The organism is Streptomyces sp. NPDC015532 (genome assembly GCF_043078065.1).
Lineage (GTDB): Bacteria > Actinomycetota > Actinomycetes > Streptomycetales > Streptomycetaceae > Streptomyces.
In genome coordinates this window covers 236,082-258,963 of record NZ_JBIBSY010000015.1, presented here as the reverse complement: position 1 = coordinate 258,963, position 22,882 = coordinate 236,082, and the positions used below count along the sequence as shown (strand labels likewise).

Sequence of the window (22,882 nt, the reverse complement as noted above, 5' to 3'; positions counted from 1 at the left end):
GGTCAAGCGTACGAGGCCGGAACCACCTCGGGAGACTCCGCCGCCGTCGCCCGCGCCCGGTACGCGCGGTACCCCGCGCCCGCGACCAGGGTCACGGCGAGGAACAGCACGGTGAACCACTGGAAGTACCAGTGTCCGCCCGCCGGGTCGTACACCGTGGCACGCGGCCAGGCCAGGTTGACCGTCATGAAGAGGCCGTAGACCAGGGCGAGGGCGTTGACGGGGACGCCCCAGCGGCCGAGGGAGAAGAGCGGGGCGCCCGTCTCGTCGGTGCCGTCCGCGGTGAGCTGCCCGCGCAGACGGCGCACCAGCAGCGGCCCGGTGACCATCGCGTACGCGAGGTACAGCATCACGATGCAGGTCGTGCCGATCGCGAGGAACGCGTCCGGGGAGGCGAAGTTCAGGAGCAGCAGGGCGGCGGCGAGGACGCCGACGACCAGGGCGGGAGCGCTCGGCATGCCGGTGCGCGGGTCGACCTTCGCGAGACGGCCGGAGAAGGGGAGCTGGTTGTCGCGGGCCATCGAGAAGAGCATGCGGCAGGCGGCCGTCTGGATCGCCAGGGTGGCCACCGCGATGGCGACCACCACGTCGGCGAGCAGGGCCCGGCCGACCCCGTCGCCGAGGCTGCTGGTCAGGACGTAGCTGAGTCCGTCGACGCCGAGCCGGCCGTCGGTCAGGCTCGGGGCGGCGAGCAGTCCGCCGAGCACGATCAGTCCGCCGAGCAGGCCCGCCGCGCCGAGCGCGGTGAGGATGGTGCGGGGCGCGGTCCGCCGCGGGTGGTGGGTCTCCTCGCTCATCTCTCCGGCGCTGTCGAAGCCGATCATGACGTACGCGGCCATGAACGAGCCCACCATCAGCGCGCCGAACAGGCCGTCGCCGCCCCCGCCGGTGTGGAAGGTGATGCCGGGGGAGCGTTCGGAGTGGGTGAACAGCAGCACGATGATCAGGACGGCGCCGATGATCTCGGCGGTGACGCCGATCCGGTTGACCGCGGACATCACGCGGTTGTCGAGGACGTTCACCAGCGTCGTCAGGACCAGCAGGACGACGCCCAGGACGGCCGCGTTGGCGGCGCCGTCGGGGCTGGTCGGGGCCGGATCGTCGCCGATGAGCTGGAATCCCGGCCAGATCGCGGGCAGGACCATCTGAAGGGCGAGCGCCGCCGCCGCGACCACCACGATCTGCCCGATCACCATGATCCAGCCGGCGAACCAGCCGAAGGAGGCGTTCGACAGGCGCGAGGACCATTGGTAGATCGCGCCGGAGATCGGATAGCGCGCGGCGAGTTCCGCGAAGCAGGCGGCGACGGCGAGCTGGCCGGCGAACACGACCGGCCAGGTCCAGAAGAAGACCGGGCCGCCGAAGGCGTACCCGAAGGCGAAGAACTGGAAGACCGTGGTGAGGACGGAGATGAAGGAGAACCCGGCGGCGAACGAGGCGTACCGGCCGAGGCTGCGGTGCAGTTCCTGGCGGTAGCCGAACTCGGTCAGGGAGCGGTCGTCCGGGGCGTTGGGGGGATCGGGGCGTACGTCGGAGGGAGCGGTGGTGGTCACGGCGGCACCTGCCTTCGGCGCGAAGGATGAGCGGGATTCCTGTCGGGTGACAGAAATTAGGGAGACCCTGTTTCACCCGCGTGACGCGGCCGTGTCGGTGGCGGGCCCAATTCCTCACGCCCCCCGGACCACCCCCACACGGGCGTCCCGCCCGGCCTCCGGCCACCCCCGTACGGGCGTCCCGCCCGGCCTCCGGCCACCCCCGTACGGGCGTCCCGCCCGGCCTCCGGCCGCCCCCGTACGGGCGTCCCGCCCGGCCTCCGGCCGCCCCCGTACGGGCGTCCCGCCCGGCCTCCGGCCACCCCCACACGGGCGTCCCGCCCGGCCTCCGGCCACCCCCGTACGGGCCTGCTCCCGGGGCCTTCCGCCCGCCCCGTGCAAGCCCCCCGCCCGGCCTCTCGACCACCCACGAAACGTCAGGAGGGGGGGGCCGGGCGACCGGGGGGCCCCCCCGGCCGGGGGGGCCGCCCGGGAGCGGGCGACCGGCCGGGCCCCCGGGGCCGCCCCCCCCCGGCGGGCCCGCCCCCGGGGCCGGCCCCCCCCCCCGGGCCCCCCCCCCCCCCCGCCCCCCCCCCCCCCCCCCAACCGCCGGGGGGGGCCCCCCCCCCCGGGGGGCCCGCCTCCTGACGTTCGTACCGGACGTGTCCGGCCTCAGGCCGGTACCTCCTGCTCCGCCTCCACCTGGGCGTTCCAGTCACGCTTCGCGGCCTGCCAGCCGTCCTCGTTGTGGCCGAGGCGCCAGTAGCCGGAGATGGACAGGTCCTCGCGCGGAATCTGGCGCTCGACCCGCAGCAGCTTCCGCAGCTCCTTCACGAAGGCGGCCTCACCGTGCACGAACGCGTGCAGCCGGCCCTCCGGGAACTCCAGGGCCCGTACGGCATCCACCAGGGCCGTGCCGACGGGCCGGTCACCGCGGTGCAGCCAGACGACCTCCGCGTCGGAGTCGATCTTCTGCTCCTCCTCGGGCCCGGAGACCTCGACGAAGGCGCGGACCGTGGCGGCGTCCGGCAGCGACTCCAGCGCGGCGGCGATCGCGGGCAGCGCGCTCTCGTCACCGGCGAGCAGATGCCAGTCGGCGCTCGTGTCGGGCGCGTACGCGCCACCGGGGCCCATGAACCGGACGACCTCGCCCGGCCGCGCCCGAAGGGCCCACGGTCCCGCGAGTCCCTCGTCCCCGTGCACCACGAAGTCCAGGGTCAGCTCGCGCGCCTCGGGGTCCCAGGCGCGCACGGTGTACGTGCGGGTCACCGGCCACTGCTCGCGCGGGAACTCCTCGCGGATGCGCTCCAGGTCGAAGGGCTCCGGGTAGGTGACGCCCGCGGCGCCGAACAGCAGCTTCACATAGTGGTCGGTTCTGCCGCTCGTGGCGAAGTCGGCGAGAGTGTCGCCGCCCAGCACCACCCGTTGCATGTGGGGGGTCAGCCGCTCGGTCCGCACGACCTTCGCGGAGTGGGGCTTCCGGGGCTTGCGTTCCGGGCGCTCTGCCATGACTGCCTCCTGATTCACATGGTTAGGCTTACCTAAGTTAGCACCTCTCTCTGCGCAGTATCCACGGATGAAGCGATATCGGTCATGCCAGAAGGGTTCAGCTATACCTGCAAGGTCGTCAGCAGACGGTGCAGCGAGCCGCCCAGGCCCCAGCGCGCGGCCAGTTCGTCCAGCGCGGCCGGACGGCGCGGTGTGTGCGGAAGCGCCGTGTCCACCTCGGGAAGCGGCACGTCCCCGGCGACCTTCACGACGGTCGGCGCCACGGCGAGGTAGGGCCGCGACTCGTCGAGCCGCTTGCGCTGCGAGGGGGTCAGCCTGGCCCTGGGGTTGTCGATCGCGGCCATGATGCCGGCCAGGTCACCGAACTCGGCGAGCAGTTTGGCCGCCGTCTTCTCGCCGATGCCGGGCACCCCGGGCAGCCCGTCGCTCGGGTCGCCGCGCAGCAGCGCCAGATCCGCGTACCCCGGGCCGTCGACGCCGTACTTCTCGCGCAGCCAGGCCTCGTCGGTGAGCTGGAGCGTGCCGACGCCCTTGAGCGGATACAGCACGCGCACCCCCCGCTCGTCGTCGACGAGTTGATACAGGTCGCGGTCGCCGGTGACGATGTCGACCGGACCGGTGGCGCGGCCGGTGAACGTGCCGATCACGTCGTCCGCCTCGTACCCCTCGACGCCCACGCGCGCGATGCCCAGCGCGTCCAGGACCTCCTCGATGACGGGCACCTGCGGGGAGAGCGTGTCCGGCACCTCCTCCTGGTCCGGGCCGGTCTCCGTCTCCACCGCGACCCGGTGCGCCTTGTACGACGGGATCAGGTCGACCCGCCACTGCGGACGCCAGTCCGCGTCCATGCAGGCCACCAGGTCGTCCGGGCGGTGGTCCTTGACCAGGCGGTCGATGAACTCCAGCAGTCCGCGCACGGCGTTCACCGGTGTGCCGTCCGGGGCCTTCACGGATTCCGGCACGCCGAAATAGGCGCGGAAGTACAGCGAGGCGGTGTCGAGGAGCATGAGTCGTCGCGTCGGAAGTGTCACGTTCGGCATCATGCCGTACGCCACTGACAGTGACCTGAACCACTCCCGTGTTTGCTCCGGGTGAGCGGGGGCAGGCGCCGCCACTGAACGAACGCGGTTGTGTATTCAACCGTCAATGGCAGCCGGGGACACGGACATCACCCCTTCCGTGTGTTCCCCTGCCCCGACGAGAGGCACCTGTGTCATCCAGGCTTGAAGCCGACCATCTCTACAAGGTGTTCGGAAGACGATCGGTCGCGGCCGTGGAGCGGCTCCGCCAGGGCGCCGACCGTGAGGAACTGCGCGCCGACGGCACCACCGCCGCCGTGATCGACGCGTCCTTCACGGTGGAACCGGGGCAGATCTTCGTCGTCATGGGCCTGTCCGGATCCGGCAAGTCCACGCTGCTGCGCATGCTCAACGGACTGCTGGAGCCCACCGCGGGACACGTGCGCTTCGACGGTCAGGACCTCACCGCGCTCAGCGCGCGCGAACTGCGCGAGGTCCGCTCCCGGAAGATCAGCATGGTCTTCCAGCACTTCGCGCTGTTCCCGCACCGCAGTGTGCTGGAGAACGCCGCCTACGGCCTGGAGGTCCAGGGCGTACCGGCCGCCGAACGCCGGGAACGGGCGGCCGCGGCCCTGGAACTGGCCGGACTCGCCGGCTGGGAGAAGTCCTGGCCCGACGAACTGTCCGGCGGGATGCAGCAGCGCGTGGGCCTCGCCCGCGCGCTCGCCACCGACGCCGATCTGCTGCTCATGGACGAGTCGTTCAGCGCGCTGGACCCGCTGATCCGCCGCGACATGCAGGACCAGCTTCTGGAGCTCCAGAAGAAGCTGGAGAAGACCATCGTCTTCATCACGCACGACCTCAACGAGGCGATGCGTCTCGGCGACCGCATCGCCGTCATGCGGGACGGCCGCATCGTCCAGACCGGCTCCGCCGAGGACATCCTCGTCCGGCCTGCCGACGACTACGTCGCCTCCTTCACCCAGGACGTCGACCGCTCGCGGGTGCTGACCGCGGGCGCCGTCATGGACACGGACCTGCGCGGCGACGAGGCCGACTGCTCCTGCGAGACCGCCACGACCGGCACGCCCTTCGTGGACCTCTGCGCGATCAGCGCCCGCCTCTCGCACCCGGTCGCCGTCCTCGACGAGAAGCGCGCCCTCGTGGGTGTCGTCCCGCGGCAGCGGCTCGTCGGCTTCCTCGGCGACGAGCAGGGCGGCCCCCGGACCTGTCCCGGCGGACAGGACAGCGGACAGGACAAGGGGGTGAAGGCCCATGCCTAGGATCCCCTTCGGCGACTGGGTCAACGACGCGGTCGACTGGCTGCTGAACCACATGGCGTGGCTCTTCGACTTCCTCAAGACCGTCTTCTCGGGCACCTACGACGGCATCGACGCGGTCCTCCAGGCGCCCCAGCCGCTCGTCCTCGCCGGCATCTTCGCCGTCATCGCCTTCTGGCTGCGCGGCACCCTGGCCGGTTTTCTCACCTTCGCCGGATTCGCCTTCATCGACTCCCTCGACCTGTGGGAGGACGCGATGGTGACCCTGTCCCTGGTCCTCGTCGCGACGCTCATCGCGCTCGTCGTCTCCGTGCCCGTGGGCATCTGGGCGGCCCGTTCCGCCCGGGTCAGCTCCATCGTCCGGCCGGTCCTCGACTTCATGCAGACGCTGCCCGCGATGATCTACCTCATCCCGGCGATCCTGTTCTTCGGAACCGGAGCCTCCGCCGGCATCGTCGCCACCCTGATCTTCGCGCTGGCCCCCGGTGTCCGTATGACCGAACTGGGCATCCGCCAGGTCGACAAGGACCTCGTCGAGGCCGCCGAGGCGTTCGGCACCACCCCGCGCGCCACCCTGCTGCGCATCCAGCTTCCGCTCGCCCTGCCCACCGTCATGGCGGGCGTCAACCAGGTCATCATGCTGGGCCTGTCCATGGCCGCCATCGCCGGCATGGTCGGCACCGGCGGCCTCGGCGGCGACGTCAACGAGGCCATCGGCCAGCTCGATGTCGGCCTCGGCTCCGAAGCCGGCGTCGCCATCGTCATCCTCGCGATCTACCTCGACCGCATGACCGGCGCGCTCGGCACCCAGGTCTCTCCGCTCGGCCGCCGTGCCGCCGCCAGGGCGCGCGCCGCGCGGGGCCTGAAGATCTGGTCGTACCGTCCCCGTCCCGTCGTGGCCATGGCGGGTGTCGTCGTGCTCGCGCTCGTCGCGGGCGGGATGGGCCTCTTCGGCGGCTCGACGGCGACGTCCACCGCCGCCGACGGCGAGAACATCGGCCAGGGCAAGAAGGTCACCATCGGCTACATCCCCTGGGACGAGGGCGTCGCCTCCACCTTCCTCTGGAAGGAGATCCTGGAGGAGCGCGGCTACCAGGTGGAGGCCAGGCAGTTCGACGCCGGCCCCCTGTACACCTCGCTGGCCCAGGGCGACATCGACTTCGAGACGGACTCCTGGCTGCCGACCACGCACGCCGACTACTGGAAGAAGTACGGCGAGCGGCTGGACGACCTGGGCTCCTGGTACGGCCCGACGTCCCTGGAACTGTCCGTGCCCGCCTACATGAAGGGCATCGACTCCCTGGAGGACCTCAAGGGGCAGGCCGCGAGGTTCGGCGGCAGGATCACCGGTATCGAGTCCAGCGCCGGAATGATGGGCCTGCTCAAGAGCAAGGTGCTCAAGGCGTACGGGCTCGACAAGGAGTACGAGGTCGTCGACAGTTCCACGCCCGCGATGCTGGCCGAGCTGAAGCGCGCGTACGCCAAGAAGGCACCGATCGTCGCCACCCTCTGGTCGCCGCACTGGGCCTACAGCGACTACAAGCTGAAGAAGCTCAAGGACCCCAAGGGCGCCTGGGGCAAGGGCGACGGGGTGCACACCCTGTCCCGGAAGGGCTTCGCGAAGGACGACCCGGTCGTCGGCGAGTGGCTGAAGAACTTCAAGATGACCGAGAAGCAGCTCACGGGCCTCGAAGCCGAGATCAACAACGCCGGGAAGGGCCGGCAGCAGGACGCCGTGCGCGCCTGGCTGAAGAAGAACCCCTCGGTCGTCGGCGCGCTGGCCCCCGTCAAGGGCTCCGGCGTCCCGGCCGAGGCGAAGCGTCCGCTGGACGTCGCCTGGTTCCCCTGGGACGAGGACGTCGCCGTCACCTATCTGTGGAAGAACGTGCTCGCCCGGCGCGGCTACACGGTCGACCTCAAGCAGATGGACGTCGGCCCGGTCTACACCGGCCTGGCCTCCGGCGACCTCGACCTCAACTTCGACGCCTGGCTGCCGTACGCCCAGTCCAACTACTGGGACCGGCACAAGGACGACCTGAAGGATCTGGGCACCTGGTACGAGCCGACCTCCCTGGAGATCGCGGTCCCCTCGTACGTGAAGGACGTCAAGTCCCTCGCCGACCTCAAGGGCAAGTCGAAGACCTTCGGCGGCAAGATCATCGGTATCGAGCCGGGCACCGGTGAGATGAACCTCCTCAAGAAGAAGGTGCTTCCGGGCTACGGCCTGGACAAGGAGTACGAGGTCGTCGACGGCTCCACGCCCGCGATGCTGACCGAGCTGAAGCGCGCGTACGCCCAGAAGAAGCCGGTCGCGGTCGTCCTGTGGTCGCCGCACTGGGCGTACAGCCAGTACAAGCTCACCAAGCTCACCGACGACAGGAAGCTGTTCGGCGAGGGCAACACGATCCGCACCATTTCCAGCGAGAAGTTCCCCGGCCAGTACCCGAAGCTCACTGAGTGGATCAAGAACTTCAGGATGAGCGAGGCCGAACTCGGCAGCCTGGAGGGCGAGATCAAGCGGCGCGGCCAGGGGCACGAGGAGGAAGCCGTTTCCGCGTGGCTCGACGAGCACCCGGACATGGTGCGGCGGATGACGCCGCGGTAGCGGAGGAGCCGTCCACGCCGAGGCGCGGTGAGCGGTTCATTCCGAGGGGTGGGGGGGGGGGGGGGGGGGGGGGGGGCCGGCCCCGCCCGCGGGCCCCCCCCCGCCCGGCGCGCGGGGGGCGGCCCCCCCGCGCGGGGGGGGGGGGGGGGGGGGGGGGGGGGGGGGGGGGGGGGGGGGGGGGGGGGGGCCCCCCCCCCCCCCCCCCCCCCCCCCCCCCCCCTCGCCGCGTTCCCGGGGCCCGCGGACTCTCCCCGGCGCGGTCGCCGGTCCGCACGCGCGGGCGGAGCCGCCGGTGATCGCGTACTGGCGTACGAGAGGGATCCGGACAACCGTGCCGCGGTCCGCGACCGCACCCCGTCGCCGCGTTCGGGGCCACGGCGCCGGCCGCGCGTCCGTCGGACCGGCCGTCCCCCGGCGCCGTTGCGAGGGCTTGCCGCACATCAGCTCCGTGTGCCAGGACATGGCCGGACCCGACCGCCGCCACGCGCCCCGGGGCGGTGTCCGACGGGCAACAGCGCACCGGGGCACGGCACTTCAGGGTCGGATCGCGCCGTCGGAGGGTCCGGGCGGGGTGTCCCGCCCCCGTGATCGGCCCTTTCGCCCCGTGTGAAGGGGCGGCGGCGCCAGGCGCGCGACGGCTCGCGCGGTGGCGCGAAGTGTAACCCTCACACTCCCTCGAAGTGACAGCGATGTGACGGGTCCATGAAACGGTTTGCCGAACATGCGTAGGGTGCAAACAACTCAACAGAAGCGGCGGGCCGGAAAACCGCACGGTTCGCGGACCGACGACGCGAGGGAGGGAGCCGGAGCGATGGGCGACCACAAAGAACAGCCCCTTCGGGTGGGTGCGGCCGTACGGCGACGGCGCAGGGCACTGCGGCTCACTCTCGCCGTCGTGGCCGAACGCAGCGGCCTGTCGGTGCCCTTTCTCAGCCAGGTGGAGAACGAGCGGGCCCGGCCCAGCCGAAGTTCCCTGGAGCGTGTCGCCGACGCCCTCGGCACCACGGCCGTCGACCTGCTCGCCGCCGCCGACCCCGCGTGCAGTGTCGACGTCGTGCGCGCCGACGCCGGGGCCGAGTTCACTCCCGGAGCCCACGCGCGCCCCCTGGTACGCGGTCACCACCAGCTGCACGCCGCCGAGTTCACCGGCGACCACGAGGAAGCCCGTGAACTCCAGCACCGCAACGACAAGTTGATGTACGTCGCCGACGGCGGGGTCGAGGTCGAGGCGGAGGGACGTGCCCATCGGCTGGGGCGGGGCGACACGCTCTACCTCACGGGCGGAGTGCGGCACCGCTGGCGCGCCACCGTCGCGGACACCCGGGTCGTCGTCGTGGAGGTCGCCGACCACATCGACGCGGTGGAGGACCGGCACACCTTCGGCAAGCGCTGAGCCGCGCGGGCCACGGGGAGCCGGCCGGGCGGGCCCGGGCGGCCCGGGGGAGGATGGCGGAAGAGGCGGACGGCGCGGGAGAGGCGGACGGGTATGCGGGTGGTGTCCCTCGTGCCCTCGCTCACGGAGGCCGTGGCCGTGTCCGTGCCCGGCGTCCTGGCCGGCGCCACCGACTGGTGCAGCCACCCCGCCGACCTGGACGTCGTCCGGATCGGGGGCACCAAGAACCCCGACATCGACGCCGTCCTGCGGCTCGGGCCCGATCTCGTCGTCGCCAACGAGGAGGAGAACCGGGAGCCCGATCTGGCCGCCCTGCGGGAGGCGGGGATCGAGGTGCTGGTCACCGAGGTGCGGGACGTGCCGGGGGCCTTTCGCGAACTGGACCGGGTGCTCGCCGCCTGCGGCGCGCGCGGACGCCCGCGCTGGCTGGACGAGGCGGAGACCGCGTGGGAGGGACGGCCCGCCCCGGCACGCCGGACGACCGCGATCGTGCCGGTCTGGCGGCGGCCCTGGATGGTGCTGGGCCGCGACACCTTCGCCGGAGACGTGCTCGCCCGGCTGGGCGTCGACAACGTCTACGCGGGCCACGAGGAGCGCTATCCCCGCGTCCCGCTCACCGAGCTGACCGCGGCGGCCCCCGACCTCGTCGTGCTGCCCGACGAGCCGTACCGCTTCACCGCCGACGACGGGCCGGAATCCTTCCCGGGGGTTCCCTGCGCCCTGGTCGACGGCCGCCTGCTGACCTGGTACGGACCGTCCCTGGCCGAGGCACCGGCGCGGCTCGGGGAAGCCTTGCGGGCAGCGGTGTCGTAACCACGGGTTCAGCCGCGGGAGCCTTCCGGGCCGCCGGACCGCGGTCCCCTCGGGGAGTCCCGGTCCGGCGGCGGGGTCCCTCAGCCCTCGGGCTCGGTCGCCAGCAGCTCGCGGAGTTCGTCCAGCGCCTCCCGGAGCCGGTCGGCGAACGTCCGCATCTGCGCGGCGACCGGCTCCGGCGTGCTCAGGTACAGGTTGAACCGGTCGGGCAGCAGCACATAGGCCACGCCGATGCACTGGCTGCTGGTCGACCCGAAGCCGAAGTACTGGATGTTCACGGACGGCGCGGAACTCGTGCTCAGGTAGTCGTCCCGCATGGTCAGCCAGCCCGGCGTCCGGTACAGCGCGGGCTGCTCGGTCACCCCGAGCTCGGCCCCCCGCCGGCGCTGGATCAGCTCCAGCTCCCACAGGTGCTGCTCCGGCACCTGCCCGGCCTGGCACGCCTTCGCGCGCGCCACATGGGCCTGGGTGGCCGCCCGGAACGCGGCGCGCCGGGCGTCCGCGTCCGCCGCCGGGTCCTCCATCGCCGCCACGAAAGCCACCATCTCGGTGGTGACGACGCGCATCGCCTCGGTCCGCCCGTGCCGGTACTGCCGGGTGGCGATCGATTCGTACGTGGCGCCCAGGTGCCCCTTGGCGCGCTGGTGGGCGAGCTGGTACGCGGCCTGGACGAACGCGTCCGGCGAGACCCCCAGCGCCTTGGCCGCGTCGCTGCCGAAGTCCGCGAACGACACCGTGCTGGTCGCGGTGTTCTCCCCGTACGCCGCGAACGCGTCGGCGGCGGAGCGCGCCTGGTTCCGCAGCGCGTCGTCCAGCGCGAACACGATCGGCTCCAGCGCCGGCAGCCCCTGGGAGCGGGCTCCGGACTGCCGGGACTGCTCCTCGGCCGGGGTGTCGAGCAGGGCGTCGGTGAAGGTGAGGATCGTGGTCCCGTCCAGCTCGCAGTGTTCGACGTTGATGCCCGCCCGTCCGTCGGCGAAGACGACGAACGACACGGCCTTGTCGAACCAGCGGTTGCCGCGGTCGCCGTAGAGCAACTGGTCACAGGCGTCCTGGACGTCCGCGGGGGCGAAGTCCTCCAGCGCGACGCAGAACAGCGCGGTCTCGACATCGTCGAGGGCTTCGGCATTGCGGGGGTGGCAGGCGAGCAGGGCCTCCCGGGCGGCCGCCCACTCGGCGCGGGCCAGCGTGGTGAGGTGGCCCACCGAGGTGTCCGCGCCGGCCGGATCGGCCTTCATCACGGCGCGCAGCCCCGCCTCGATGTCGTCCAGGCTGTGCGGGACACCGTCCGGACCGAGCACGTCCAGCCGGAACATGCCGCCCCGGAAGAACACCACGACGTGCCGGGCCTCGGACGGGCCGGGCCACTCCTCGGTGATGGGGGCGCGGACGGTGTCCTGCTGCGCGCCGGGGATACGCGTGCTGGAGAACAGGAACTTGTTCTGCACCATCGACTGAGGTGCCCCGCGCTGCACCACCGGGGGAATCAGCCCCTGATCGAGCCGCCGCTTGTAGTCGAGGGCCCCGGCGACGAGCCCGGCCGCCCGCTCCACCTGCGCCTGGCCGGAGTCCTTGAACAGGAAGAAGAAGTTGGCGTTGAGGGCGATCCGGTCCCGGCGGCCCAGGTACCGGTACGGCCAGAAGGTGTCGAGCCAGCTGTGCACGCCCTCCGTGGCGTCGTACTCCTCCAGCGCGGCATGCAGCACCCGGCCGGGGCCGCCGGGCCGGAGGAAGGCGGCCACCTCCGCCTCGGTCGCCGAGCGCTCCTCGGCGGTCAGCAGCGGCGTACACCACGCGAGGAACCTCTCGCAGCTCGCGTCCAGCGTAGGCAGCGGCACGCGCGGGAGGCTGTCCTCCTGGGCGAAGGTCGCGTTGCCTGACCCATCCTGACTGGTCTTCAACTCTGTTCTCGATTCGGATCGTCGGTACCTGCGATGTCGTACGGCCGGGAGAGGTAGAGCTGTGCGTACAGCCAGCCTTCCGTCTCCAGGCCCTGTGGATCCACCCCCGCGGCCGACATGCTGTCGAGCACGAGCGCCTGCTCCTGCGGGGAGGCGAACCGCCGCTGTCTGAACACCTCGTCGACGCGGACGGTCCGGTAGCCCAGATTCGCCAACGCGCTCTCGACGGGGTCGAACGGGAACATCCGCAGCACGAAGTGCGCCATCCAGGGCCGGCGGACGCCCTGTGCCCGGACGACCCGCGTGAGCGTCCGCTCGGTGACGTAGCCGACGCAGCCCGTCGAGATCACCAGATCCGTACCCGAGAGCTGGGCGCGCTGGCCCGGCGTGGGTTCGTGCTCCTCCAGGTCGGCGTGCACCACGTCGTCGAGGAACCCGGCCTCACGGGCGTAGGACAGCGCGCTGCCGGAGGTGTCGAGGCCGACGAAGCGGATCGCCTGCGGGGGCTGGCGTGACCGAGCCAGCTCCCGGTCGCGGGCGAGCAGAGCCTCGCGGCTCTCACTCGCGCGCTCCTCGTCGCCGTAGCGCGCGTACAGCTCGTCCATGGTCGCGTCGTACTTCAGCAGGGCGGCGTTGATCCCGTACGAGCAGCCGATGTCCAGCACCTTCGGCACCGCGACGTGCCGGGACTCCCGGTACTCCGTGATGATCTTGGTGAAGTAGGGCTTGGCCTGCTGCGGAACGCCGTAGTCGAGCGGGCGCAGCGCTCTGAAATAGGTTCGCGGATCGGGCTGGTCGTAGATGTGGTCGAGTGAGACTTTCCCGGTCTCGTCGAAACGCACAGGGCTTACTCCTCCGTGGATCGCGCATGGGGAAGCAGAGGAAGGCAGGGGGAAGCGGGGGAAACGGCCTACGGCGACTACGCGTGCTCTCGCCGTGCGCTAGTCCAGGAGCCGGTCGCCGCGGACCGCCCGGCCCTCGGCCGCCAGGTGCTCGGGCAGCACCCGGCCGAAGAGCTGCCGGGTCCGTTCCACGCTGCCGATGACGCCGGGGCGCTCGCTGTAGGCGAAGATCGCGGAGTGGCGCGCGACCTCACCGCGCACCGGGCTCACCCGGTGCAGTGAGTAGCGCCCCTTGAACAACTGGAGGTCCCCCGGTCGGAGGGGGAGGCGCCGGGTCAACCGCTCGCCCCGGCCGTCCACCACGTCCCGGACGTCGTCGAAATGCTCGTCCTGCGCGGTCCGGATGTTCGGGCAGTACTCGAAGACGCCGCCGTCCTGCGCCTGCTGGGTGAGCATGCTCACGGTGAACTCGTTGGTGTCGAAGTGCCAGGGGTGCTCCATGCCCGGCGCGACGACATTGAGCACCAGCCCGGAGAGCGGGTCCGCCAGCTCGTGCAGTTCCGGCAGTTCGAAGCAGTGGGCGACGAAGTGCCGGAACACCGGGTCGCAGTAGAGCCGGCTGATGAGGGAGTCCGGGGGGATACGGTCCCGGGCGACGAACGCGTTGCCCCGCTCGAAGGTCCTGCGGCCCGGATGGTCCTCCGGCAGCGCCGAGTCCACCGCGATGTTGTAGACGTTGACCGTCTCGACGTCGTGGTGCGCCCGGGGGGCGATGTCCGAGCACTCCTGCCGCAGCACGTCGCGCAGCGACGGGCGGATGAAGTCCGGCAGCACGGTGCAGCCGAGAGCCGACAGGTCCCGCCGGGCACGGGAGACCATGGCCTGTCCCTGAGCGCTCGTGAGTTCCGACAGGGGATAGCGAGCGGTGTCGACCACCTGATCAAGCGTCAGGGCTTCCAAAGAACGCATTCGATCCTCTCCACGTGCGGGCCGCCCCTCCGGCCGGCTCCTTGGCCGGCCCGCGGTTTCCGCCTCATACCCACACCGGGGACGAGCGACGCCATCCGTGTGCTCGGCCGGACCTCGCCCTTGGATCTTCAGTAACTCGGCTGGCAGGAAGGGCACTTGAAGTTCCCACAGCGGCGCGGTGTTGTCTGTGACGCGTCACACTGCCCAACTGTGAGCAGGTTCTGGCCACCGACGTATACGTTCCACCCGGACCGGCGTGGTACGGCGCGACGGAATCCGGCCGGAACCCGGAGGAGTTCGTCGACGCCCCCGACGGGAACCCCCTGGCCTTCGGATCCTCAGGATCCGAAGGCCAGGGGGTCGCCGAAAGGTGTGGCGCGTCAGCCGCCGGAGGCTACGTTCGCGAAGGCGCCGCGAGCAGCTTGCCGGTGATCAGGCCGTGGGCCGTGCGGAAGGCGGCCACCGACCAGGCGGTCACCAGCAGGAGGTACAGGGCGACGGCGAGCACCTCGAAGGCGGCCAGCCCGGTGTGCCGGGCCAGACCCTCCGCGCCGGTCACGCAGGTGCCCACCGGGAAGGTGAACGCCCACCAGGTCATCGCGAAACCCATGCCCTGGCGGCGGGCCCGTACGACCATGGCGACGGCCAGCGCGAGCCACAGCAGCGCGAAGCCCAGCACGGGGACGCCGTAGAGCACGGCCAGGAGCGCGAAGCCCTGGTCGACGGGGGCGGGCACCACACCGGGGGCCGCGTCCGCGAACTTGCCCACCGCGGTCGTCGACTGGCCCAGCGGGCCGAGCACGAGGAACAGGGTCGGGGTGAGCGCGAGCGGCAGCGGACCCGCCGTGACGAGCCGCGCGAAGATGACCGGCAGCATCACGAAGGTGGCCAGCAGGCTGATCCCGAACATCGCGACACAGGCGAGGAGCAGCGTCTCCCGGGGCTGTCCGGCCGGCAGATGGGGAACCAGGAGGGGGCCGACGGCGGCCGACACCATGGGGGCGACGATCGGCAGCAGCCACACGGGGGACGCCTGTCCGGGCTCGATGCGATGCCGTACGACCATCAGGTACGGGACGGCCACGGCGGCGGCGAGTCCGATCAGCGTCCCGGCGGTGAACAGGACGGTGTCCACGGCGAGGGCCGCCGGTGTCCCGATCCAGTCCCGGCCGACCAGCAGGGTGCCGCCGCCCACGGCGAGCAGGGCCATCGAGAGACAGCCGTAGAAGGGGGCCATGGCCGGGTCGAGGAGGTGGGCGCGGGCCTGGTCGCGGTGGTACGCCCAGTGCAGGGCGCGGGCGGCGAGCAGCGACAGCAGCAGCGTGAGCGAGAGGGCCCACACGACGGTGCAGGCGGTGCGCAGGCCCGGCACGTCCGCGGGGAGCCCGGCCCCCGCCGTGGCCACGATGGCGGTGCCCATCACGGAGGCGTACCAGTTCGGGCCGAGATGCCGGACAGCGGCGACGGCACGGTTTCCCGGGACACGGGGGGTCTTCGTGTCAGGGACGATTCCCGCCTGATGGGCGGACAGGGGCTGGGCTGCGGTGACCATGACACCACGGTCGCGCCGCCGCGGGTTCCCCACCAGGGAGTGCGCGCCTATGACGGCATAAGCTGGCTTTATGAGCAGCAGCGCTGAGGATCGCCATGACGAGCGGTGCTGAGGATCGGCCCGGCGCCGGGATCGCGCACCGGGTACCCGATCTCGGCGCACTGGAACTGCTGCTGGCGGTGGCGCGCCTCGGCAGTCTCGGGCGCGCCGCCCGTGAGGTGGGGATCACCCAGCCGGCGGCCAGCAGCCGTATCCGTTCCATGGAGCGGCTGCTCGGGGTGGCGCTCGTCGACCGTTCGCCGCGCGGGTCCCGGCTGACCCGTGAGGGAGCGCTCGTCACCGACTGGGCCCGGCGGGTGGTGGACGCGGCCGAGGCGTTCGACGCCGGGGCGCAGGCCCTGCGCGACCGGCGCGACTCGCGGCTGCGGGTGGCGGCGAGCATGACCATCGCCGAGTATCTGCTGCCCGGCTGGCTGATCGCCCTGCGCGCCCAGCGTCCCGACACGGCCGTGTCGCTGCTCGCCGGGAACTCCACCACCGTCGCCGAGCGGCTGCTGTCCGGTGAGGCGGACCTCGGCTTCGTCGAGGGGCTCTCGGTGCCGTCCGGTCTCGACGCCACCGTCATCGCGCACGACCGGCTGATCGTGGTGACGGCGCCCGGGCACCCCTGGGCGCGCCGTCGGGCGCCGCTCGGAGCGGCGGAGCTGGCGGCCACGCCGCTCATCCTCCGGGAGGAGGGGTCGGGCACGCGTCAGGTTCTCGACTCCGCGCTCGGAGGGCTCGCCCGTCCGCTGATCGAGCTGTCCTCGACGACGGCGGTCAAGGCGTCCGCCGTCAGTGGTGCGGGGCCCGCCGTGCTCAGCGAACTCGCCCTGGGTGAGGAGCTGTCCGCCCACCGGCTGGTGGGTATCCCGCTCGCCGGCGTGCGGCTCACCCGGGCCCTGCGGGCCGTCTGGCCGACAGGGCACCGGCCCACGGGGCCGGCCCGCGATCTGCTCTCCCTGACGCGGGGGGCGGGCTGACCGCACGGGAACCCCCGGGGGCCGCACCCGCGTTTCCTCGCCCCCTCCGCCCCTGCCCGTCCCGTACCGGGGGGCGCTGCCCCCGGACCCCCGCTCCTCAAAACGCCGGAGGGGCTGGACTTGGCCCCCTGCTCAGGACGCCGCTGCGATCAGGCCTTGCATCACCCGGACGTCGTCTCCCATCTCCGGGTGCCACTGGACTCCCAGGACCCATGCGGGGCCCGGGAGTTCGATCGCCTCGACGGTGCCGTCCGCCGCGTGGGCGGAGACCAGGAGGCCGTCGCCGAGGCGGTCCACCGCCTGATGGTGGTACGTCGGCACGGCGCACGGCTCCGGTACGAGACCGGCGTACCGCGTCCCCGGTACGGGCGTCACCTCGTGGTGCCCGATGATCCCGGTGTCCTTCACGTGCCCGTCGAGGTGCTGGACGAGCGTGCCGCCGAGGGACACGTTCAGGAGCTGGTGACCCCGGCAGATGCCGAGCAGCGGGGTGCCGGAGTCCAGCGCGGCCCGGATCAGGGCGAGTTCCCAGGCGTCGCGCTCGGGAGCGGGCGGGCCCGTACGCGGGGAGCGCTCGGCTCCGTAGTGGGCGGGGTCGACATCGGGGCCGCCCGCGACGACGACCCCGTCGAGCCGGGCGACGGTCGCGCGCGCCAGCGCCGGATCGTCCGGCGGCAGCATCGCGGCGAGTCCGCCCGCCCCCTGCACGAGCCGCGGATAGCCGGCCGGAAGCAGTGCCGCCGGCAGCTCCCAGACGCCCCAGCGCACCTGGGACTCCAGATACGTACTCACACCGATCAGCGGCCTGCCCACGCGCTACTCCCTCGGATCCGGGTCGCCACGGCGCCCATGAACGGCGCCTGCGTCAATGGAAACGTCTCATACCTTTGTGAGGCGAGGCGAGGCGAAACGAGGCGTAACGAGGTGAGGCGAGGGGCGGAACCCGGGGCTCCGCCCGCGGTGCCCCCTCATGCCCGCAACCGCGCCTCCCGCTCACGCCAGGAACCCCCGCAGCAGCGCCGCCGTGCCCGCGCAGTGCTCCCGCATCATCTCCCGCGCCCCGTCCGCGTCCCCGTCGAGCACCGCCTCGACGATCGCGGTGTGCTGGCGCTGCGAATGCTCCAGATTGCGGACGAGGAGCGGGATGCAGTCGAGCAGGTCGTTGACCCCGGCGCGGACGGCCGCGTACCGCGCCGTGAGGGAAGGGGAGCCGCACAACTCCGCGAGCGTGAGGTGGAACATCGTGTCCAGGCGCCGGTAGTCGGCCAGCGGGGCGTCGTTCGTGCGCTCCAGCGCCTCGCGCAGGCGCCCGGCCCGCGCCGCGTCGAGCCCGTGTGCCGCGCACAGCCCGGCCGCGCCCACCTCCAGGACCTCACGGAAGCGCAGCACGTCCTCGATGTCGACCGCGGCGACCCGGCGGCGCAGCTCGTGCTCGCCCGGTGTGTCGGTGCGCGCCAGCACGAAGGTGCCGCCGTACCGGCCGCGCCGCGACTCGACCAGACCCTGGTCCTGGAGCACCTTCAGGACCTCGCGCAGCGTCACCCGGCTGATGCCGAGCCGCTCGGCCAGCTCCCGCTCCGAGGGCAGCCGTCCACCGCCCGGCACCAGGCCGAGCCGGACGATCTGGAGGATCTGCTCCAGCGCCTCCTCGAAGCCGTTGCCCGCCCGTACCGGCCGCAGGACCGGTGTCAGCCGGTCGTCCGTACCGCGGTCGGGTTGCGCTCGCGTCATCAGGTCGCGCCCCCTTCCCAAGCAATGGTTCTCGGCAATACCTTATGTCCCTCGGCTGACCCAAGGAGGCTTTTCCGGTGGCAGACCGCACACCCCCGCTCTCCGTCGAAGAACTGCGCCGTCTCGTCGAGGCAGGGGACATCGACACGGTCGTCCTGGCCTTTCCCGACATGCAGGGGCGGCTCCAGGGCAAGCGGTTCGCCGCGGCCTTCTTCCTCGACGAGGTCCTGGAGCACGGCACGGAGGGCTGCAACTACCTCCTCGCCGTCGACACCGACATGAACACCGTCGACGGATACGCCATGTCCTCCTGGGACCGGGGCTACGGCGACTTCGCCATGCACCCCGATCTCGCCACCCTGCGGCGCGTCCCCTGGAACGAGGGCACCGCCCTGCTCATCGCCGACCTCGCCTGGAACGACGGCTCCCCGGTGGTCGCCGCGCCCCGCCAGATCCTGCGCCGCCAGCTCGACCGCCTCGCCGGACTCGGCTACACCGCCCAGGTCGGCACCGAGCTGGAGTTCATCGTCTTCAAGGACACCTACGAACAGGCCTGGGACACCGGCTACCGGGGCCTCACCCCGGCCAACCAGTACAACATCGACTACTCGGTCCTCGGCACCGGCCGGATCGAGCCCCTCCTGCGCCGCATCCGCAACGAGATGCAGGCCGCGGGCCTCACGGTCGAGTCCGCCAAGGGGGAGTGCAACCCCGGCCAGCACGAGATCGCCTTCAAGTACGACGAGGCCCTCGTCACCTGTGACCAGCACGCCGTCTACAAGACCGGCGCCAAGGAGATCGCCTCCCAGGAAGGCGTCTCGCTCACCTTCATGGCGAAGTACAACGAGCGCGAGGGCAACTCCTGCCACATCCACCTCTCCCTGGCCGACGCCGACGGCACCAACGTGATGGCGGGCTCCGCCCAGGACCCCGGCGGCATGTCGGAGGTCATGCGCCACTTCCTCGCCGGACAACTGGCCGCGCTGCGCGACTTCTCCCTCCTGTACGCGCCCAACATCAACTCGTACAAGCGCTTCCAGCCCGGCTCCTTCGCCCCGACCGCCGTCGCCTGGGGGTACGACAACCGCACCTGCTCGCTCCGGGTCGTCGGCCACGGCCGCTCGATGCGCTTCGAGAACCGGCTCCCCGGCGGCGACGTCAACCCGCACCTGGCCGTCGCCGGACTCGTCGCGGCCGGCCTGTACGGCATCGAGCGGAAGCTGGAGCTGCCCGAGGCGTGCGCCGGCAACGCCTACACCGCCGAGTACGCGCACGTCCCCACCACCCTGCGCGAGGCCGCCGAGCTCTGGGAGAACAGCCCGATCGCCCGGGCCGCCTTCGGTGACGAGGTGGTCGAGCACTACCGCAACATGGCGCGCGTCGAACTGGAGGCCTTCGACGCCGCGGTGACCGACTGGGAGCTGCGCCGCTCCTTCGAACGCATGTGAGGACACCCTTGCCGCACCCGCACGCATCGCACCCGGACGCGCCGCACCCGCGCCCGTCGCACCCGTACACCTCACCCCCGTACGACCACGAACTCCAGGTGTTCGACCCGGCCACCGAAGAGGTCGTCGCCACCGTCCCGGCCGCCACCGCCCAGGACGTGGCGGACGCCGTCGTGAGGGCCGGCCGGGCGCAGGCCGGCTGGGCCGCCCTCGCGCCCGCCGACCGGGCCAGGCTGCTGCGCCGCTTCGCGGCCGTCGTCGACGGCCACATCGAGGAACTGGCCCGCCTGGAGGTCCGCGAGGCCGGCCACACCCTCGGCAACGCCCGCTGGGAGGCGGGCAACGTCCGTGATCTGCTCGACTACGCCGCCGGGGGAGTGGAGCGCCTGACCGGCCGCCAGATCCCCGTCCCGGGCGGCCTCGACATCACCCTGCTCGAACCGCTCGGCGTCGTCGGCGTCATCGCGCCCTGGAACTTCCCGATGCCCATCGCCGCCTGGGGCACCGCACCCGCCCTCGCCGCGGGCAACGCCGTCATCCTCAAGCCCGCCGAGACGACTCCGCTCACGGCACTGCGACTGGCCGAACTCGCCCTGGAGGCCGGCCTGCCCGACCACCTCTTCCAGGTGCTGCCCGGCGCGGGGCCCGTCGCCGGCGCCGCGCTCGTCGACCACCCCGGCGTCGCGAAGATCGTCTTCACCGGGTCGACGGCCGTCGGCAAGCAGGTGCTCGCGAAGGGCTCCGCCCTCCTCAAGCGCGTCACCCTCGAACTCGGCGGCAAGAGCCCCAACATCGTCTTCGCCGACGCCGACATCGAGGCCGCCGCCGCGTCCGCCCCCATGTCCTTCCTGGACAATTCCGGCCAGGACTGCTGCGCCCGCACCCGCATCCTCGTCCAGCGCTCCGTCCACGACCGCTTCCTCGAACTCCTCGCCCCGGCCGTCGAGTCCGTCGTCGTCGGCGACCCCTCCGACGAGCGGACCCAGATGGGCCCGCTGATCTCCGCGGCCCAGAGGGAACGCGTACGGTCCTACGTCGACGCCGACGCGCCCGGCATCCGGGGCAAGGCCCCCGAGGGCCCCGGCTTCTGGTTCGCGCCCACCGTCCTCACCGGCGTCGACCCCGGCGCGCGCGTGGCGGTCGAGGAGGTCTTCGGCCCCGTCGCCGTCGTGCTGCCCTTCGACGACGAGGCCGACGCGGTCCGGCTCGCCAACGCCACCGACTACGGCCTGTCCGGCTCCATCTGGACCCGCGACGTCGGCCGCGCCCTGCGCGTCTCCCAGGCCGTCCGGGCCGGCAACCTGTCCGTCAACTCCCACTCCAGCGTCCGCTACTGGACCCCCTTCGGCGGCTACAAGCAGTCGGGAATCGGCCGCGAACTCGGCCCGGACGCCCTCACCGCCTTCACCGAGACCAAGAACGTCTTCATCAGCACGGAGGGCCCCGCACTGTGACTTCAGACACCCCCGAGACCATCTGCCGCCGCCTGGTCGGCCGCACCGCCGTCATCACCGGCGCCGCCAGCGGCATCGGCCTCGCCACCGCGCGCCGGCTCGCCTCCGAGGGCGCCCACGTCGTCTGCGGAGACATCGACGAGCAGCACGGCAAGGCCGTGGCGGAGGACGTCGGCGGCACCTTCGTCAAGGTCGACGTGACCGACCCCGGGCAGGTCGAGACGCTCTTCAGGACGGCGTACGACACCTACGGCTCGGTCGACATCGCCTTCAACAACGCGGGCATCTCGCCGCCGGACGACGACTCCATCCTGGACACGGGACTGGAGGCCTGGAAGCGCGTCCAGGAGGTCAACCTCACCTCCGTCTACCTGTGCTGCAAGGCCGCCCTCCCCTACATGCGCCGCCAGGGCAAGGGCTCCATCATCAACACCGCCTCCTTCGTGGCCCGGATGGGCGCGGCCACCTCCCAGATCTCGTACACGGCCTCCAAGGGCGGTGTGCTCGCCATGTCCCGTGAACTGGGCGTCCAGTTCGCCCGGGAGGGCATCCGGGTCAACGCCCTGTGCCCCGGACCGGTCAACACCCCGCTGCTCCGGGAGCTGTTCGCCAAGGACCCCGAGCGGGCCGCGCGCCGGCTGGTGCACATCCCTGTCGGGCGGTTCGCCGAGGCGGACGAGATCGCGGCGGCCGTAGCGTTCCTCGCCAGCGACGACTCCTCCTTCGTGAACGCCACCGACTTCCTGGTGGACGGGGGCATTTCCGGCGCGTACGTCACACCGCTGTAGCCGGCCGCGCGAACGGCCCGCGGGCGAGGGAACGGCCTGTTCGTGCCCGGCCCCGCGGGACCCCGTGTACCGCTCGTCCCGGCACGTCCTAGAGTGCCGGGATGAGCATGACGCCTCCGCCCGGCTGGTACCGCGACCCCTCGTACCCGCTCGTCGAGCGCTGGTGGGACGGGACCACGTGGACCGACCACCGGCGTCAGCCCGAGACCCCCCGACAGCCCCTGATACCGGCCCCGTCGCCCGGCGGCCCCGGCCGCGCCAGGACCGTCGCCCTCGTGACGGCCTCCGTCGTCCTCGTGGCAGCGATCGTCACCGGCGCCGTGCTGCTGCGCGACGACGGCGGCGGCGACGAGACCGCGACGCGGACCACGCCCGCGGCCGCGTCCCCCACCCGGACCGACGACCCCTCACCGTCACCGTCCGGCCCCTCGCCGTCGGCCGGTGACCCCTCCGTCGTCGTGGACGAACTCGACGGCATCACCTTCCCGGTCCTCGACGGCTGGGCGAAACCGCAGTACGTCGCCGACCACGACATGGTGCTGACGACCCCGCGCACCTACGACTGCCCGGGCGACCCCGGCCTGTGTCGGCACGGACGGGTCGAGGCGCGTACCGCGACGGCCACCGACGAGACGTCGCCGAAGGCCCTCGCCGAGGGAGACATCGAGGACGCCGCCGACAGCGCGTACGGCCACGACCTCGTCGGCAGCCGGCCCTTCCGGGGCATCGCGTCCCACCGGCTGGTGAAGTCCGGCTCGGTCGCCGTCGCCGGACGCGCCGGGTATCTCGTGCGCTGGAAGGTCAAGACCGGTGTGGGGCCCGGCGGTTACGTCGAGTCGCTGGCCTTCCCGTCCAGCGTGGGCTCGCAGGCCCTGGTCATCGTCCGGTTCGCCTTCGACGCCGGCGCCGACGGGCCGCCGCTGTCCGACATGGACCGGATCACCGAAGGCATCCGCTCGGTGGGCGGCAAGGACACCGGCGGCGGTGTGGGCAGCAGCATCGGCCCGCCCGAGTGAACGGCGCC

At 72.2% G+C, this 22,882-nt stretch carries 18 protein-coding genes; 9 read left to right on the top strand and 9 right to left on the bottom strand.

The features are described from left to right. Positions 1–2: 2 nt before the first annotated feature. The 3 genes from ACF07B_RS34600 to ACF07B_RS34590 form a co-directional block, all read right to left on the bottom strand. On the bottom strand, positions 3–1,553 hold the full coding sequence (locus ACF07B_RS34600) for an amino acid permease (RefSeq protein WP_392181836.1): 1,551 nt from the start codon (positions 1,551–1,553) through the stop codon (positions 3–5). A gap of 651 nt (positions 1,554–2,204) precedes the next feature. Next, on the bottom strand, positions 2,205–3,041 hold the full coding sequence (locus tag ACF07B_RS34595; RefSeq protein ID WP_369484753.1) for a siderophore-interacting protein: 837 nt from the start codon (positions 3,039–3,041) through the stop codon (positions 2,205–2,207). Between the two features lie 101 nt (positions 3,042–3,142). Next, positions 3,143–4,081, bottom strand: a complete 939-nt coding sequence (locus ACF07B_RS34590; RefSeq protein ID WP_392181845.1) for a 5'-3' exonuclease H3TH domain-containing protein — start codon at positions 4,079–4,081, stop codon at positions 3,143–3,145. Between the two features lie 170 nt (positions 4,082–4,251). Between ACF07B_RS34590 and ACF07B_RS34585 the strand changes: the two genes are divergently transcribed. The 4 genes from ACF07B_RS34585 to ACF07B_RS34570 all read left to right on the top strand — a co-directional run bounded on the left by ACF07B_RS34585 (position 4,252) and on the right by ACF07B_RS34570 (position 10,151). Beyond that, a complete protein-coding gene (locus ACF07B_RS34585) occupies positions 4,252–5,343 on the top strand; it encodes a glycine betaine/L-proline ABC transporter ATP-binding protein (protein WP_392181835.1) in 1,092 nt (363 codons plus the stop codon). Further along, positions 5,336–7,945, top strand: coding sequence for an ABC transporter permease/substrate binding protein (locus ACF07B_RS34580; protein WP_392181834.1), 2,610 nt, complete (start codon positions 5,336–5,338; stop codon positions 7,943–7,945). Before ACF07B_RS34585 ends, ACF07B_RS34580 begins: the two co-directional genes overlap by 8 nt. A gap of 811 nt (positions 7,946–8,756) precedes the next feature. Continuing rightward, positions 8,757–9,338: a helix-turn-helix domain-containing protein gene (locus ACF07B_RS34575; protein WP_392181833.1), complete on the top strand. Its 582-nt coding sequence runs from the start codon at positions 8,757–8,759 to the stop codon at positions 9,336–9,338. Positions 9,339–9,431: 93 nt separating this feature from the next. Then, a complete protein-coding gene (locus ACF07B_RS34570) occupies positions 9,432–10,151 on the top strand; it encodes a helical backbone metal receptor (RefSeq protein WP_384242365.1) in 720 nt (239 codons plus the stop codon). A gap of 80 nt (positions 10,152–10,231) precedes the next feature. On the opposite strand, the gene ACF07B_RS34565 is transcribed toward ACF07B_RS34570, so the two are convergent. The 4 genes from ACF07B_RS34565 to ACF07B_RS34550 all read right to left on the bottom strand — a co-directional run bounded on the left by ACF07B_RS34565 (position 10,232) and on the right by ACF07B_RS34550 (position 15,415). Further along, a complete protein-coding gene (locus tag ACF07B_RS34565; protein WP_392181832.1) occupies positions 10,232–11,989 on the bottom strand; it encodes a choline/carnitine O-acyltransferase in 1,758 nt (585 codons plus the stop codon). Between the two features lie 59 nt (positions 11,990–12,048). Further along, on the bottom strand, positions 12,049–12,894 hold the full coding sequence (locus tag ACF07B_RS34560; protein WP_369484747.1) for a class I SAM-dependent methyltransferase: 846 nt from the start codon (positions 12,892–12,894) through the stop codon (positions 12,049–12,051). Positions 12,895–12,993: 99 nt separating this feature from the next. Then, entirely contained in the window at positions 12,994–13,863 is an 870-nt protein-coding gene (locus ACF07B_RS34555) for an arpA protein (protein WP_392181831.1), read from the bottom strand. 394 nt (positions 13,864–14,257) lie between these two features. Then, positions 14,258–15,415 (bottom strand): TDT family transporter, encoded by a 1,158-nt coding sequence (locus tag ACF07B_RS34550; protein WP_392181830.1) that lies wholly within the window; start codon positions 15,413–15,415, stop codon positions 14,258–14,260. 95 nt (positions 15,416–15,510) lie between these two features. Here ACF07B_RS34550 and ACF07B_RS34545 point away from each other — a divergent pair, with 95 nt between their 5' ends. Beyond that, complete coding sequence (locus ACF07B_RS34545) at positions 15,511–16,437, top strand: LysR family transcriptional regulator (protein ID WP_392181829.1); 927 nt, start codon at positions 15,511–15,513, stop codon at positions 16,435–16,437. Positions 16,438–16,569: 132 nt separating this feature from the next. Here the strand turns inward: ACF07B_RS34545 and ACF07B_RS34540 are convergent, their stop codons facing one another. Together ACF07B_RS34540 and ACF07B_RS34535 are read right to left on the bottom strand one after the other, a co-directional pair. Next, a complete protein-coding gene (locus ACF07B_RS34540) occupies positions 16,570–17,250 on the bottom strand; it encodes a gamma-glutamyl-gamma-aminobutyrate hydrolase family protein (RefSeq protein ID WP_392181828.1) in 681 nt (226 codons plus the stop codon). A gap of 180 nt (positions 17,251–17,430) precedes the next feature. After that, positions 17,431–18,168 (bottom strand): FadR/GntR family transcriptional regulator, encoded by a 738-nt coding sequence (locus ACF07B_RS34535; RefSeq protein ID WP_369484742.1) that lies wholly within the window; start codon positions 18,166–18,168, stop codon positions 17,431–17,433. 77 nt (positions 18,169–18,245) lie between these two features. On the opposite strand from ACF07B_RS34535, the gene ACF07B_RS34530 reads away from it, so the two are divergent. From ACF07B_RS34530 to ACF07B_RS34515, 4 genes are all read left to right on the top strand, one after another. After that, positions 18,246–19,616, top strand: coding sequence for a glutamine synthetase family protein (locus ACF07B_RS34530; protein WP_392181827.1), 1,371 nt, complete (start codon positions 18,246–18,248; stop codon positions 19,614–19,616). A 98-nt stretch (positions 19,617–19,714) separates the two neighbouring features. Beyond that, positions 19,715–21,070 (top strand): aldehyde dehydrogenase family protein, encoded by a 1,356-nt coding sequence (locus ACF07B_RS34525; RefSeq protein WP_392181844.1) that lies wholly within the window; start codon positions 19,715–19,717, stop codon positions 21,068–21,070. Then, complete coding sequence (locus ACF07B_RS34520; protein WP_369484740.1) at positions 21,067–21,858, top strand: 3-oxoacyl-ACP reductase; 792 nt, start codon at positions 21,067–21,069, stop codon at positions 21,856–21,858. The genes ACF07B_RS34525 and ACF07B_RS34520 overlap by 4 nt, the downstream gene beginning before the upstream one ends. Before the next feature lie 101 nt (positions 21,859–21,959). Further along, positions 21,960–22,874 carry a DUF2510 domain-containing protein gene (locus tag ACF07B_RS34515; RefSeq protein ID WP_392181826.1) on the top strand — a complete coding sequence of 305 codons (915 nt, stop codon included), beginning with the start codon at positions 21,960–21,962 and terminating at the stop codon, positions 22,872–22,874. Positions 22,875–22,882 lie beyond the last annotated feature (8 nt).

Coding starts and splice junctions, on each gene's coding strand:
- ACF07B_RS34550 (WP_392181830.1), bottom strand. CDS start 15,415: ATGGTCACCGCAGCCCAGCCCCTGTCCGCCCATCAGGCGGGAATCGTC.
- ACF07B_RS34580 (WP_392181834.1), top strand. CDS start 5,336: ATGCCTAGGATCCCCTTCGGCGACTGGGTCAACGACGCGGTCGACTGG.
- ACF07B_RS34570 (WP_384242365.1), top strand. CDS start 9,432: ATGCGGGTGGTGTCCCTCGTGCCCTCGCTCACGGAGGCCGTGGCCGTG.
- ACF07B_RS34575 (WP_392181833.1), top strand. CDS start 8,757: ATGGGCGACCACAAAGAACAGCCCCTTCGGGTGGGTGCGGCCGTACGG.
- ACF07B_RS34515 (WP_392181826.1), top strand. CDS start 21,960: ATGAGCATGACGCCTCCGCCCGGCTGGTACCGCGACCCCTCGTACCCG.
- ACF07B_RS34545 (WP_392181829.1), top strand. CDS start 15,511: ATGACGAGCGGTGCTGAGGATCGGCCCGGCGCCGGGATCGCGCACCGG.
- ACF07B_RS34535 (WP_369484742.1), bottom strand. CDS start 18,168: ATGACGCGAGCGCAACCCGACCGCGGTACGGACGACCGGCTGACACCG.
- ACF07B_RS34595 (WP_369484753.1), bottom strand. CDS start 3,041: ATGGCAGAGCGCCCGGAACGCAAGCCCCGGAAGCCCCACTCCGCGAAG.
- ACF07B_RS34590 (WP_392181845.1), bottom strand. CDS start 4,081: ATGCCGAACGTGACACTTCCGACGCGACGACTCATGCTCCTCGACACC.
- ACF07B_RS34555 (WP_392181831.1), bottom strand. CDS start 13,863: ATGCGTTCTTTGGAAGCCCTGACGCTTGATCAGGTGGTCGACACCGCT.